This window comes from Novosphingobium sp. PC22D, assembly GCF_002556635.1.
GTDB lineage: Bacteria > Pseudomonadota > Alphaproteobacteria > Sphingomonadales > Sphingomonadaceae > Novosphingobium.
Genome location: NZ_MWMO01000005.1, coordinates 261101 through 274041 on the forward strand (window position 1 = coordinate 261101; position 12941 = coordinate 274041).

At 67.9% G+C, this 12941-nt stretch carries 11 protein-coding genes; 5 read left to right on the top strand and 6 right to left on the bottom strand.

The features are described from left to right. Positions 1 to 19: 19 nt before the first annotated feature. From B2G71_RS10875 to B2G71_RS10885, 3 genes are read right to left on the bottom strand one after another with little or no spacing between them, the layout of a single operon-like run. Positions 20 to 1582, bottom strand: coding sequence for a DHA2 family efflux MFS transporter permease subunit (locus B2G71_RS10875; RefSeq protein ID WP_098105775.1), 1563 nt, complete (start codon positions 1580 to 1582; stop codon positions 20 to 22). After that, on the bottom strand, positions 1582 to 2751 hold the full coding sequence (locus B2G71_RS10880; RefSeq protein ID WP_098105776.1) for an HlyD family secretion protein: 1170 nt from the start codon (positions 2749 to 2751) through the stop codon (positions 1582 to 1584). The genes B2G71_RS10875 and B2G71_RS10880 overlap by 1 nt, the downstream gene beginning before the upstream one ends. Beyond that, complete coding sequence (locus B2G71_RS10885; RefSeq protein WP_098105777.1) at positions 2751 to 4205, bottom strand: efflux transporter outer membrane subunit; 1455 nt, start codon at positions 4203 to 4205, stop codon at positions 2751 to 2753. Before B2G71_RS10885 ends, B2G71_RS10880 begins: the two co-directional genes overlap by 1 nt. Positions 4206 to 4271: 66 nt before the next feature. Between B2G71_RS10885 and B2G71_RS10890 the strand changes: the two genes are divergently transcribed. After that, complete coding sequence (locus B2G71_RS10890; protein WP_098105778.1) at positions 4272 to 4913, top strand: TetR/AcrR family transcriptional regulator; 642 nt, start codon at positions 4272 to 4274, stop codon at positions 4911 to 4913. Here the strand turns inward: B2G71_RS10890 and B2G71_RS10895 are convergent. Further along, positions 4898 to 5494, bottom strand: coding sequence for a TetR/AcrR family transcriptional regulator (locus tag B2G71_RS10895; protein ID WP_098105779.1), 597 nt, complete (start codon positions 5492 to 5494; stop codon positions 4898 to 4900). The two genes, B2G71_RS10890 and B2G71_RS10895, sit on opposite strands and share 16 nt — an antisense overlap. Positions 5495 to 5509: 15 nt before the next feature. Then, positions 5510 to 6649 carry a sterol desaturase family protein gene (locus B2G71_RS10900; RefSeq protein ID WP_098105780.1) on the bottom strand — a complete coding sequence of 380 codons (1140 nt, stop codon included), beginning with the start codon at positions 6647 to 6649 and terminating at the stop codon, positions 5510 to 5512. A 156-nt stretch (positions 6650 to 6805) separates the two neighbouring features. On the opposite strand from B2G71_RS10900, the gene B2G71_RS10905 reads away from it, so the two are divergent. The 4 genes from B2G71_RS10905 (at position 6806) to B2G71_RS10920 (ending at position 12512) form a co-directional block, all read left to right on the top strand. Then, positions 6806 to 7426: a CDP-alcohol phosphatidyltransferase family protein gene (locus tag B2G71_RS10905; protein WP_098105781.1), complete on the top strand. Its 621-nt coding sequence runs from the start codon at positions 6806 to 6808 to the stop codon at positions 7424 to 7426. Next, positions 7423 to 8049, top strand: coding sequence for a lysophospholipid acyltransferase family protein (locus B2G71_RS10910; RefSeq protein ID WP_168176336.1), 627 nt, complete (start codon positions 7423 to 7425; stop codon positions 8047 to 8049). The genes B2G71_RS10905 and B2G71_RS10910 overlap by 4 nt, the downstream gene beginning before the upstream one ends. Beyond that, positions 8046 to 8984 (top strand): phosphatidate cytidylyltransferase, encoded by a 939-nt coding sequence (locus B2G71_RS10915; RefSeq protein WP_098105782.1) that lies wholly within the window; start codon positions 8046 to 8048, stop codon positions 8982 to 8984. The genes B2G71_RS10910 and B2G71_RS10915 overlap by 4 nt, the downstream gene beginning before the upstream one ends. A 132-nt stretch (positions 8985 to 9116) precedes the next feature. Continuing rightward, a complete protein-coding gene (locus tag B2G71_RS10920) occupies positions 9117 to 12512 on the top strand; it encodes an acyl-[ACP]--phospholipid O-acyltransferase (RefSeq protein WP_240530107.1) in 3396 nt (1131 codons plus the stop codon). Positions 12513 to 12534: 22 nt separating this feature from the next. On the opposite strand, the gene B2G71_RS10925 is transcribed toward B2G71_RS10920, so the two are convergent. Further along, on the bottom strand, positions 12535 to 12927 hold the full coding sequence (locus B2G71_RS10925; protein WP_098105783.1) for a DUF1761 domain-containing protein: 393 nt from the start codon (positions 12925 to 12927) through the stop codon (positions 12535 to 12537). Positions 12928 to 12941: the final 14 nt, after the last annotated feature.

Below are 12941 nucleotides of genomic sequence, written 5' to 3' on the forward strand. Positions count from 1 at the left end.
CCGTCAGCGGGCGGCGCCGTCAGTGCCCGGCAACGGGCCCCATGTCCTTGGGCGGGCGCGGCGCGAACCAGATCGTCGCGGCGGCCAGGACCAGAACGACCGCGGCGAGCGCGAAGATATGCGTCGTCGCGAGCGCGGTGCCTTGTCCTTCGACAAGCCGCGCGAGCGCGGCGCGCGCCTGCTCAACGCTGAAACCCCGCGCCTGCATTTGCTCGATGAAGTCCTGCGAACCGTTCAGTTTGGCGACCAGATCGGCGGAATCCTCGCGCGTCTGATCGGCCCAGATCGTTGTCACCACGGCGGTGGCGATGGCGCCGGCGATGGTCCGCCCGAAGTTCGCGATGCCCGCCGCCGAAGCGGTTTCCTCCGGCTCGACCGCGCCGAGGCTGATCGTCGTCAGCGGGACGATGAACAGGGCGACGCCGGCGCCCTGCAGCAGTTGCGGCAGCGCGAGAGTCCAGAACCCCGATTCGCTCGACCACCAGATCGTGCGGATCCAGGCCCACAGGCCGAGCCAGGAAACCCCGACGAACACCAGCAGGCGCGGGTCGAACTTCTGCATGAGCTTCGGCACGAACGGCGACATGAACAAGGCCAGCACGCCGGAGAAGGCCATGACGAAGCCCGCCCAAGTCGCGGTATAGCCGAGCGAGGTCTGCAGCCACTGCGGGATGATCACGATGCTCGAGAAATAGGTGCCGAAGGCGAAGGTCAACGAGAGCGTCGATGCCGTGAAGCCGCGGTGCCGGAAAACCTTGAGGTCGATGACCGGGTGTTCCTCGGTCAGCTCCCAGATCAGGAAGATCGCGAAGAACACCGCCGCGACCACCGCACAGCCGACGATGAAGGGCGAGGAAAACCAGTCTTCGTCGCGGCCGAGGTCGAGCATCAGTTGCAAGGCGCCGACCCAGATCACCAGCAGCACCAGGCCGATCTTGTCGATCGGCAGCTTTTCGGTCGGCGTTTCGGCGCCGCGCAACAAGGCGAGCGTGGAGAAGAAGATCAGCGCGACGATCGGCACGTTGATATAGAAGATCCATTCCCACGACCAGTTGTCGGAGATGTAGCCGCCCAGGATCGGGCCGGCGATCGGCGCGACGACGAGCGTCATCGCCCACATCGCCATCGCCTTGGGATGCGCCGACTTGGGAAAGATCTTCAGCAGCAGCGTTTGCGTCAAGGGCATCAGCGGACCGCCGAACAGCCCCTGCCCCAGACGGAAGACGACCAGCAGGCCCAGCGTCCCCGACAAGCCGCAGAGCGCGGAAAACGTGCCGAAGCCGACCAGCGAGACGATGAAGGTGCGCAAGGTGCCGAAGCGGTTGGCGAGCCAGCCGGTCAGCGGAACGCAGATCGCCTCGGCCACGGCATAGGAGGTGATGACCCAGGTCCCGCTCGTGACCGAAACCCCCAGTCCCCCCGAGATATGCGGCACCGAGACGTTGGCGATCGTCAGGTCGAGCACGACGATGAAGTTCGCCAGCGCGAGCACGAAGCCGGCCAGGTAGAGCTTCAGGCCCGTAAGCGTGCCGTCCTCGGCCTCCGCTTCGCCCTGACCGGTATCGGCAGCGACGCTGGCCATCAGTCGCCCGCGTCTGTGAGGTCGATCTCGGCCTCCATCGACAGGCCGACGCGCAACGGATGGCGCTTGAGTTCGGCCGGATCGAGTTCGATGCGAACCGGCAAGCGCTGCACCACCTTGATCCAGTTGCCCGTGGCGTTTTGCGCCGGGATCAGCGCGAAGGCCGAGCCGGTGCCGCCCGCGAAGCCGACGACCTTGCCGTGATAGACGATATCGCCGCCATAGAGGTCGGAGGTCAGCGTCGCCGACATGCCGGGCCGGACCCTGCGGAGCTGGTCTTCCTTGAAGTTCGCGTCGACGTAGAGCCGGTCCACCGGCACGACGATCATGGCGACCTGGCCGTTATCGAGCTTCTGGCCCACCTGCACCGAGTTCTGGGCGACCACTCCGTCGATCGGCGAGCGGATCACGGTGCGTTCGAGGTCGAGCCGGGCGGCGGCGAGTTCCGACTTGGCGGCGAGCACTTCAGGCCCGGTCTCGATCGTCGAGCCGGAGATCAGCGCCTTGCTCGCGTCCTCGTTGCGCCGCGCGCTGACGGCTTCGGCGCGCGCCTGCGTGATCGACGCGCGCATCTCGCGCACCGATGCCTGCGCGGCCTTCAGCCGGTTGCGCACGCTGGTCACTTCATCGGCGGAAACCGCACCGTCGTCGACCAGCGCGGCACGGCGTTTGTAGTCGACTTGCGCGCGCTCGAGATCGGCCTGCGCCGAAGCGAGCTTGGCTTCCATTGCCGGGATCGCCGATTCGCTTGCCGCGGCCGAGGCGCCTTGCGCCGAGATACTCGCCTCGGACTGCCGGTAGCGCCGCTTGGCCATCGCCATCATCGCCTCGGCGCGCGCGACGGCGATCTTCTGGTCCGAATCCTCGAGACGGATGAGGATCTGGCCCTTGCGCACGTGCTGCGTATCGATGACGGAAAGTTCGACCACGCGCCCGGACGTCAGCGGCGTGACTTCCGCGCTGTCCGCCGCGACGTAGGCGTTGTCGGTCGAGACGGTGCGGCTGCCGATCAGCGTCTCGTAAAGAAACCAGATCAGCGCGACCGCGACCACCGCGACCGCGAGCCCGATCAGCAGCGGCTTGCGCTTGTCGGCATCGAGCACGCGCCCGGTGCCGTTCCCGGCCGCCGGGTCCTCGTGCGACGCTTCGGCGTTTTCGGTGTCACTCATCAACCCTGTACCTTCTCATCGTTCCGGTCCGCGAAGCCGCCGCCGAGCGCGCGCTTGAGCGCGACTTCGCGGGCGAGCAGGCGGAAATGGGCATCGATCGCCGTCTCGCGCGCATCGAGCGCGGACTGCAGGGCGCTGAGCGCCTCGATGTAGCTGGAAAGACCGCCGCGATAGCGCTTCATCGCGATGGTATAAGCCGCGTCGGCATCGGAGCGCGCGGCGATCGCGTCGCGCTCCTGCGCCTGCGCCACCTCGCGGCCGGCAAGCGAATCGGCGACCTCCTGCAAGGCGGAGACGACGGTGCCGTTATAGGCGGCCACCGCCTCGTCGTACTGCCCGCGCGTCTGGCGGTATTGTCCCGAGAGACGCCCGCCCTGGAAGATCGGCAGGCTCAGTGCGCCGCCGGCGTTGCCGTAGGTCGAGCCGTCGTCGATCAGGTTCGAGATTCCGAGCGAGGTCAGGCCGATCAGCCCGCGCAGCGAGATGTCGGGCAGGAACGCCGCCTTCGCCGAATCGATGCGCGAGCCCGCCGCCTCGACCCGCAGGCGCGCGGCGACGATATCGGGCCGGCGCCCGGCGAGCGCGATGCCCGCATCCTCGGGAACCGCCTGCGCCGGCACGGCCGCGATCGGCGTGGGCACGAGATCGAGCGCGCGATCGGGGCCGGCGCCGAGCAGCGCGGCGATCGCATGGCGCCGCAGCGCGATCTGCTCGCGGTTGGCGGCGAGCTCGATCCGCGCCGAGGCGACGGCGGCGCGCGCCTGCCTGAGCGGGCCTTGATTCTCCAGCCCTTCGCGCACTCGCCCGTCGGTCAGGTCGTAGACGTCCTGACGGGCCTTGACCGCCTCGGTCAGCGACTTGTCCCGCTCGAGCAGGCGCGCGAGATCGAAATAGGACGAGACCACGTTCGAGGAGAGCAGCAGCACGGCCTGCCGGGCATCGACCTCGCGCGCCTCGGTTTCCGAGCGCGCCGCGGCCAGCGCCGAACGGGTCCGTCCCCACAAGTCGAGATCGAAGTCGCCCGAAAGTGCAAGCGTGCCGGTGCTTTTCCAGCCTCTGGGGACGAAATCGGACGGCACGCCGTTGTTGTAGCTCTGCTTGGTGAAGCCGCCGGAGGCCTCGCCCGAGATTTGCGGAAGGCCCGCCGCGCCGGTTACCTCGGCGGCACCGCGCGCCTGGCGGATGCGGGCGGCGGCGGCGGCGACATCGGGCGAGTTGGCCAGCGCCTCGGCGACCAGCGAATCGAGTTGCGGATCGCCGTAGACGGTCCACCAGCGCTCATCTGGCCATTCGCGCGCGACGGCATCGTCGGCCAGCGCGCGGCTCGCCGCCAGATCGCCTGGAGTGCGCAGTTGCGGCCGCGGCCCGAGATCGGGCGCGGCACAGGCGGAGAGCGTCAGCGCGCAGGCAAGCGCGGCACCGGCGGCGAGTCGGAAGGAGAATTGTGTACTCATCGGTACGGACCGTATTGGTATCAGGCTTGCGCTTGTCAACAAAAAAGTGTACCGCACAGTACAGCTATGACGCAAAAACTTGGAAAACGGGAGCTGAACCGCGCGAAACGCAGGGCCTCGATCGTCGAGGTCGCAAAGGATGCGTTTCTCGAGCAGGGCTACGCGGCCACCTCGATGTCGGCGATCGCGGAACAGCTCGGCGGCTCCAAGGCGACGATGTGGTCGCACTTCTCCTCGAAGGAGGAACTCTTCGCCGCGGTCGTGGACGAGCAGGTCCGCCGCTTCGGCGAGGATATCGAGGACGTCATGTCGGCGCGGCGGTTTTCGGTTCCCGCGCTGCGGCGCCTCATCGAGCGCGTGCTGGATCGCATGTCCAAGCCAGATTCGACCCGCCTCTACCGGCTCGTCATCGGCGAGGGCGAGCGGTTTCCGGAGATCACGACGACGTTCTGGGAGCGCGGCCCGGCGATGATGTACCAGCACATCACCGCTTTTTACGCGACGGAGTTCGAGCCTGCGGAGTCGCGGCGGCTGACGCGACTGACGATGGCGGCGATCACCGGCTTCCGCTCGCAGATGCTGATCGCGCCGCCCGGCGAGCTCGAGCAGGGTATCACACCGTTCGTCGAGACCTTCATGACCTATCTGCGCTTTCCCGAGCCGCCCTCCGATGCAGTCGCTCCAACCGCCGATCAGCCGTCCTCGTAGCGGGCAAGGGCATCCTCGACGCGGTCGAGCGCGCGTGCGATCGGGTCCTCCTCGCCGAGCAGCGCGAAAGTGCCGTTGAGCGCGAAGAAGCAGTGCCCGTGCACCGTGGCCAGCAGCGAACGCGCCAGCGATCGCGCCTTCTCCCCATGCGCCTCGGGGAGCGCGGCGGCGATCTCGCGCACGATGACCCCGGTAATCGCCTCGACCTTTTCGCGATAGTAGTCGGGCATCGGCTCGCCTTCGGGCAGACGGAAGTCGTAGAGCGCGGTCCAGGCGTGGCGATGCTCGACCGCGAAGGTGAAGTAGGCGCGGATCGCGGCTTCGAGCCGCCCGGTCTCAAGCCCCTCCAGCCGGCCCTCCAGCGCGGCGATCCACAAGTCGAGCGTACGCCCGTTGATCGCCAGCAGCATCTGGTCGTACGAGCCGAAGACGTTGTAGAGCGTGCCGATCGTATAGCCGATCCGCTTGGCGACCTCGCGCGCCGAGAAGCGCGCGAAGCCCACTTCGGAAATCTGCCGGTGTCCCTCGCTGACGATCATCTCGCGCAGTTCGGGGCGCGTGTGGTCCGATCGCCTGCCCATGACCGAGCCTCTAGCTCAACCGCGCCTGCGTGTGAAAGGGTAGAGAAACTGCGCCCAATAGCCGGTGGGCACGCGCTCGGGCACGCCATAGCCTTGCGGCCACCTGCCCGGAGGGAGGTAGAACGTGCCGAAGATCCGGTCGAGGAAGGGGAAATGGATCGCGAAGTTCTTGTCCACGCCCTCGGCCTCGATGGCGTGATGCCAGTGGTGGAAGCGCGGCGTGACCATGACGTGACCGAAGCGGTCGAAGTCGCCCCTGACGTTGGCATGGACCAGCGAGGCGTAGACATAGACCATGCCGACATAGGCCTGCATCACCGACGGCAGGAAGCCGAGCGTCAGCAGCGGCAGCGAGGTGACGCCGCGCAGAAGGATGATCTCGGCGAAGTGCATCCGCGACCCCGCGAGCCAGTCCATCGACTTCGCGCTGTGGTGAACGGCATGGAAGCCCCAGAGGAACGGCACTCGGTGGAAGCTGCGGTGGAACCAGTACTGGACGAAGTCGGTCAGCAGCATGGCCAGGGCGAACTGCACGATCCACGGCAGCGACCGCACCATCGCGCGCGTGCCGTCGAGCCAGCCCCAGTGCGCGTTGACGTAGCCTGACGGCGCCAGCGCGAGGAAGGTGATGAGCTGCACCATCATCGAGCTGACGAGGTAGTAGAACAGGTCCTCGCGCCACTCGGTACGGAACAGCCGCTGTTCGGGCCGGTGGGGCACGAAGCGCTCGATCGGCGCGAACATCAGCCCGGTGGCGACGAGGTTCACCGCGAAGAAGTCCACCCCGAAGAAGATACCCCAGCCCGCCGTGTCCCCGGCCTGGACCGCCGAGCCGCCCAGGATCGTCGCGGTGAGCGAAACGATCAGCGCGGCGAGCCCGATCGCCTTCTTCGGCCGCAGCAGCAGGCTGAGCAGCGCCAGCGCATAGGCCGAGATCAGGATCGCATGGACGAGGAGCCGGAAACCGCTCCAGTCTCGCAGCGCGATGAGCTCGGGCATGCCGAGCAGCCAGGGCCAGCGCAGCGCGGCCACGAAGCTGAGCCCCACGCAGGCGAGCAACAGCGCGAAGAAGCCCGCGAACCATCCGGTGCCGAAGCCGCGCGCCGAGAGCGGCGCTTCCAGATCCTCGCGAAGACGCGTGAGGAAACCGACCATTGCAATGGGCCCTCCCCGACCCGGCCAAGACATGTCGCGCTTCGCTCCGCCACGCAAGCGCCAGAAATTGAACGATGATCATTATTTTAATTGAACATCGTATAATTATGAGGCATCCCAGCCTCCGGAGGCGATTCGCGCCTCGGAGGACGGGATATGGAAACGATTGCCAACCGCAGGCCGCTCACCACCCGCGAAACGCGCTGGGCCGCCGCGGCTGCCCGGTTGCTGACGCGCCTGGGCGTCAGTCCCAACGCGATCTCGCTAGCGGGCATCGGCTTCGCCGCGATCGGCGCGGCCGCCTTTGCGCTTTCGGCGCAGGAACGCTGGGCGCTTGCGGGCGCGGCGATCGCCATCCAGCTTCGCCTGCTCGCCAACCTGTTCGACGGGCTGGTCGCGGTCGAAGGCGGCAAGGGGAGCGCGACGGGCGGGCTCTACAACGAGTTTCCCGACCGGATCGAAGACAGCCTGCTGCTCGTCGCGGCAGGCTATGCCTGCGGCTGGCCCGGGCTTGGCTGGGTGGCCGCGCTGCTCGCCATGACCACCGCCTATCTGCGCGCGCTCGGCGGCTCGCTGGGTTTCGCGCAGGACTTCGCCGGGCCGATGGCCAAGCAGCACCGCATGGCGGCGCTGACGCTCGGCGCTGTGCTCGCGCTCGTCATGCCCATGCGAGAAACGCTGGCCGCGACACTGATCGTCGTCGCCGCGGGCAGCGCACTCACCGCCTTGCGCCGCCTCGCGCGACTGGCCCGCCGCATGCGCGGGCAGGCCCGATGAGCGGCGGCCCGATCGCGCGCCTGACCGGCGCCGTGCTGGTCGGCGCGACGCGCCTGCTCGTCGGTGGCCATGCCCGCTGGCAGGGCTGCGCGCCCGAACCGCGCCAGCGGATCTACTTCGCCAACCACGCGAGCCACCTCGATACCGTGATCCTCTGGTCGGCCCTGCCCCCGTCGCTGCGCCGCACGACCCACCCGGTCGCCGCGCGCGACTACTGGGACCGCGATCCGCTACGCCGCCATGTCGCGCGCGACGTGCTGGGGGCGGTGCTGGTCGAACGCCGCGCCCGTCGCGACCCGCTCGGCCCCTGCCGCGCGGCGCTGGCCGCAGGCGGGTCGCTGATCCTGTTTCCCGAAGGTACTCGCTGCGGCGGCGCGGAACCGGGCGCGTTCAAGGGCGGACTGCACCATCTCGCCCGCGAGTTTCCCGTAGTCGAGCTCGTCCCCGTGCACCTCGACAACCTCTCGCGCGCCTTTCCCAAGGGCGCCATCCTGCCCGCGCCGATCGTGTGCTCGGCCACCTTCGGCGCGCCGCTCGGCTTCGATCCGGCCGAGCCCAAGCACGCCTTCCTCGAACGCGCGCGGAGCGCCGTCTGCGCGCTCGGACGGAGGATCGCGACATGATCGAGACCCTGACCATCCTGCTCGGCGGCGTTGCCGGCCTCCTCGCGCTCGCCTCGCTGGCGGGCTGGCTGCTCGCGCGCCGCGCCTCGAGCGAGGAGGCCCGCGCGCTCGTCGCCAATCTCAACGCCCGCATCCGCGCCTGGTGGGCGATGGTGGCGATCTTCGCGGTGGCCTTCCTCGTCGGCAAGACGCTGACGATCGCGCTCTTCGCGCTGACCTCGTTCTATGCGCTGCGAGAGTTCCTCTCGATCACCCCGACGCGGGCCGAGGACCACCGCGCGGTCGCCGTGTCGTTCTACCTTTTCGTGCCGCTGCAATACTGGCTGATCGCGGACGGCTGGCAGACGCTGTTCCAGATCCTCATCCCGGTGTGGGCCTTCCTGCTGCTGCCCGTGCTCGCAGCGATCAAGGGCGAGACCGACGACTTCCTTGCCCGCACCGCGCGCATCCAGTGGGCGCTCATGCTGGCGGTGTTCTGCATCAGCCACGCCCCGGCGCTGCTGCTGCTCCACATCCCCGGCTTCGAGGGGCGCAATTTCCTGCTGCTGTTCTTCCTGATCGCCGTCGTCCAGCTTTCCGACGTGCTCCAGTACGTCTTCGGCAAGCTGCTCGGACGCCACCAGGTCGCGCCGCGCGTCAGCCCGGCCAAGACCTGGGAGGGCCTCGTCGGCGGCGGCCTCGCGGCGACGGCCGTCGGCGCCGCGCTCTGGTGGATCACGCCCTTCACGCCGGCCGAGGCGGGCGCGCTTGCTTTCGCGATCGTCGCGTCGGGCTTTGCCGGCGGGCTCGTGCTTTCGGCTGTGAAGCGCTCGCTCGGCGCCAAGGACTGGGGCGCGATGATCGAAGGCCACGGCGGTGTGCTCGACCGCATGGATTCGGTCAGCTTCGCCGCGCCGGTGTTCTTCCACCTCGTGAACTACTTTTTCGCCGCATGACCGCGCGCGCTGCACATTTGCCTTGCCACTGATGTCGGGGCGCGGTCCTGAACATTTCGCCCCCACAGGCACTTAACGGCTTGGCATGGTCATGCGACTACACCCCCGAAGCCGAACCGCCGGAGAGAATCCTTGTCCGCACCTGACGTATCCCTGCTCGCCAAGCGGCGCTTCGGCCCGATGTTCGTCGTCCAGTTCATGGGCGCGTTCAACGACAACCTGCTCAAGTTCGCGCTGCTGTTCCTCGCCAATTTCGGCCTCTACGTGGCGGAACCGGACAAGGCCGAACTGCTCGCGGTGGTCTCGACCGGGCTGTTCATCCTGCCCTATTTCCTGTTCTCCGCGCTCGCCGGACAAGTCGCCGACCGCATCGACAAGGCGCGGCTCGTGCGCCTGGTCAAGCTCGCCGAAGTGGGCATCATGACGATCGGCCTTGCCGGATTCTGGTTCGAATCGGTCGCCGTCCTGCTCACCGCGTTGTTCCTGATGGGCATGCATTCGACCGTATTCGGCCCGGTCAAATACTCGATCCTGCCGCAGCATCTGCACCGCGACGAGATCATGGGCGGCACCGGCCTGATCGAGGCGGGCACGTTCCTCGCGATCCTGGGCGGGCAGCTTCTCGCCGGGCTGATCCCCGCGTGGGAAGCGGGCCTCGCCGCGATGGGCATCGCCGTGATCGGCCTGGGCTTCGCGATGCTCGTGCCTCCAGCCCCGCCCACGCGCGGTGGCCATCCGGTCGACTGGAACGTGTTTCGCGGCACCTGGCACATCCTCAAGGTCGCCCACAAGGGCCGCGGCGTATGGCTGGCGATCCTCGGGGTGAGCTGGTTCTTCACCGCCGGCGCCGTGCTGATGAGCGAGTTCGCCCCGCTCGTTTCGGGATCGCTCGGCGCGCGGCAGGAAGTGGTCTCGCTGTTCCTCGTGCTCTTCTCGGTCTCGATCGCACTCGGCAGCCTCGCGGTAAACCGCCTGCTCAAGGGCGAGGTCTCGGCGCGCTACGTGCCCGCGAGCGCGCTGGGGCTCGCGGCGGGGATGATCGATTTGTGGCTGTCTGCCAGCATGTTCCAGATCGTCACGCCCGATGCCACCATCGGCCAGTTCATCACGAACCCCGGCGCCTGGCGGGTCATGTTCGACGTCGTCGTGATCGCTGTCTCGGGCGGGATGTTCATCGTGCCGCTCTACGCGATCCTCCAGACTCATGCCGCGCCCGAAGAGCGCTCGCAGGTCATTGCCGCCAACAACATCGTCAACGCGGGCGTCACGGTCGGCGTGGTGCTGGTGGTAGGCGCCATGCTCGGCGCGGGCACGAGCGTGCCCGGCGTGATCGGTGCGCTCGGATTCGCGACGCTGACCGTGGCGCTGATCTCGGTCTGGCTCCTGCCCGAAACGCTGTTCAAGTCGGTGGTGCGCGCAACGCTGAGGCTGATCTACCGAGTCGAGGTGAACGGCATGGAGAACATGCCCAAGGCGGGCGAGCGCGCCGTGGTGGTGGTCAACCATCTCAGCTTCCTCGACGGCCTGCTGCTCGGTGCCTTCCTGCCCGGCAAGCCGACCTTCGCGGTGGCGACCTACATCGCGAAGGCCTGGTGGATCCAGCCCTTCCTCAAGCTGTTCGAAGCCTTCCCGGTCGATCCGACCAACCCGATGGCGGCCAAGGCGATGGTCAAGGCGGTGCGCGAGGGACGCACGCTGGTGATCTTCCCCGAGGGACGCATCACCGTGACCGGCGCGCTGATGAAGGTGTTCGACGGACCCGGCATGGTCGCCGACAAGGCCGACGCGCCGATCGTCCCCGTCCGCCTCGACGGCCCCCAGTACACGCTGTTCTCGCGGATGAAAGGCAAGGTGCGCCGCCGCTGGTTCCCAAAGGTGCGCATCACCGTGCTGCCGCAGCGCCGCTTCGCCATCGAAGGCGAGATGAGCGCGCGCCAGCGCCGCGCCATCGCCGGACGCAAGCTCTACGACGAGATGAGCCGGATGATCTTCGATACCTCGCCGACGAACCGGACGCTCTACGAGGCGCTCGGCGAAGCGCGGCGCGTCCACGGCGGCAAGGCGCTCGTGGTGGAAGACATCAAGCGCGAACCGCTGAGCTACGACCGCCTGATCCTCGCCTCCGGGCTGCTCGGCAAGGAACTCGCCAGAGAGAGCAAGCCGGGCGAAACCGTAGGACTGCTGCTGCCCAACGTCAGCGGTGTCGTCGTCGCTTTCTTCGGGCTGCAGGCGCAAGGCAGGGTTCCGGCGATGCTCAACTTCACGGTCGGCCAGGCGAACATGGTCTCTGCCTGCGCGACCGCCGAGATCAGCACCGTGGTCACCGCGCGCGCCTTCGTCGAGCAGGCCAAGCTCGGCGCGCTGATCGCCGGTCTCGAGGCCGAGGGGCTGCGCGTGCTCTATCTCGAAGACCTCGCCGCGCGGATCTCCACCCCGGCGAAAGTATGGGGCATGCTCTCGAAGCGCGGGCCGATGCGCGCGCACAAGCACCTCAAGATCTCGCCCGACGCGCCCGCGGTGATCCTGTTCACCAGCGGCTCCGAGGGTACACCCAAGGGCGTCGTGCTCTCCCACCGCAACCTGCTGGCGAACTGCGCGCAGCTTGCCGGGCGCATCGACTTCAACTCGTCCGACGTGGTGCTCAATGCGTTGCCGGTGTTCCACTCGTTCGGACTGACCGGCGGCACGCTGCTGCCGCTGCTCAACGGCATCCGCACCGTGTTCTACCCCAGCCCGTTGCACTACCGGATCGTCCCCGCCCTCGCCTACGATGCCAATGCGACGATCATGTTCGGCACCGACACCTTCCTCGCGGGCTACGCACGCATGGCGCACAGCTACGACTTCTATTCGCTGCGCTACATCTTCGCCGGCGCCGAGAAGGTGCGCGACGAGACCCGGCGGACCTATGCCGAAAAGTTCGGCCTCCGAATCCTCGAAGGCTACGGGGCGACCGAGGCGGCGCCGGTGATCGCGGTGAACACGCCGATGCACTTCAAGGCGGGCTCGGTGGGGCGGCTGCTTCCCGCGATCGAGGCGCGGCTCGAGGATGTGCCGGGCATCGAGGAGGGCGGGCGGCTCTACATCCGCGGGCCCAACGTCATGGCCGGCTACCTGCTCGCGAGCGCGCCCGGCGTGCTGCAGCCGCCCGAAGACGGCTGGCACGACACCGGCGACATCGTCACCATCGACGAGACCGGCTTCGTCACCATTCGCGGCCGGGCCAAGCGCTTCGCCAAGATCGGCGGCGAGATGGTATCGCTGCCCGCGGTCGAGGGCTATGCCGCAAAGGTCTGGCCGGACGCCGAGCACGCGGTCGTCACCCGGCCCGATCCCAAGAAGGGCGAGCAACTGGTGATGTTCACCACCGCGACGGACGCCGATGCCAAGACGCTCCAGCGGTGGGGCCGCGAGAACGGCGTCACCGAACTCATGCTCCCGCGTGAGATCCGCGTGCTCGATGCCCTTCCCGTGCTGGGCACCGGCAAGCTCGACTATGTGACGATGGGCAAGATGGCGGCGGAGTAAAGGCGCGCCGCCCCTCTACCCGTCAGCCCAGGGCCCAGAACACCAGGCCCATCGCGAGGTAGGCGACAAGCCAGAAGCCGCAGTCTATCACGCGGCGCATCGGCTCGGTGCGGTTGCGCATGTGCGTGAGCCAGACCGCGGGGATGGTGAAGAACAGCGCCAGCCCGCCCGACATCATGAAGTAGAGCCACGGCTTGACGTCCAGCGTCGCGCTTCCGATCCGCGCGAAGTTGTGGCCGAGCATGATCGCGGCCAGCAGCATGACGAGTGCGACGACGGTATAGTTTCCGGTCTTCTTGGAATTGCCCGGCAGCATCTGCCGACCCGTGCGGAACAGCGGCCCGTGCCACACGATCCCCACCGCAACCGCCAGCGCCGCCGCCAGCAAGACCGCTATCCAGTTTACCGGGCCCATCTGCGCATCCTTCC

What these genes read in the sequence shown, in the direction of transcription:
- B2G71_RS10910 (WP_168176336.1), top strand. Translation starts at nt 7,423, where the DNA reads ATGAGCGGCGGCCCGATCGCGCGCCTGACCGGCGCCGTGCTGGTCGGC.
- B2G71_RS10895 (WP_098105779.1), bottom strand. Translation starts at nt 5,494, where the DNA reads ATGGGCAGGCGATCGGACCACACGCGCCCCGAACTGCGCGAGATGATC.
- B2G71_RS10900 (WP_098105780.1), bottom strand. Translation starts at nt 6,649, where the DNA reads ATGGTCGGTTTCCTCACGCGTCTTCGCGAGGATCTGGAAGCGCCGCTC.
- B2G71_RS10885 (WP_098105777.1), bottom strand. Translation starts at nt 4,205, where the DNA reads ATGAGTACACAATTCTCCTTCCGACTCGCCGCCGGTGCCGCGCTTGCC.
- B2G71_RS10905 (WP_098105781.1), top strand. Translation starts at nt 6,806, where the DNA reads ATGGAAACGATTGCCAACCGCAGGCCGCTCACCACCCGCGAAACGCGC.
- B2G71_RS10925 (WP_098105783.1), bottom strand. Translation starts at nt 12,927, where the DNA reads ATGGGCCCGGTAAACTGGATAGCGGTCTTGCTGGCGGCGGCGCTGGCG.
- B2G71_RS10890 (WP_098105778.1), top strand. Translation starts at nt 4,272, where the DNA reads ATGACGCAAAAACTTGGAAAACGGGAGCTGAACCGCGCGAAACGCAGG.
- B2G71_RS10875 (WP_098105775.1), bottom strand. Translation starts at nt 1,582, where the DNA reads ATGGCCAGCGTCGCTGCCGATACCGGTCAGGGCGAAGCGGAGGCCGAG.
- B2G71_RS10915 (WP_098105782.1), top strand. Translation starts at nt 8,046, where the DNA reads ATGATCGAGACCCTGACCATCCTGCTCGGCGGCGTTGCCGGCCTCCTC.
- B2G71_RS10880 (WP_098105776.1), bottom strand. Translation starts at nt 2,751, where the DNA reads ATGAGTGACACCGAAAACGCCGAAGCGTCGCACGAGGACCCGGCGGCC.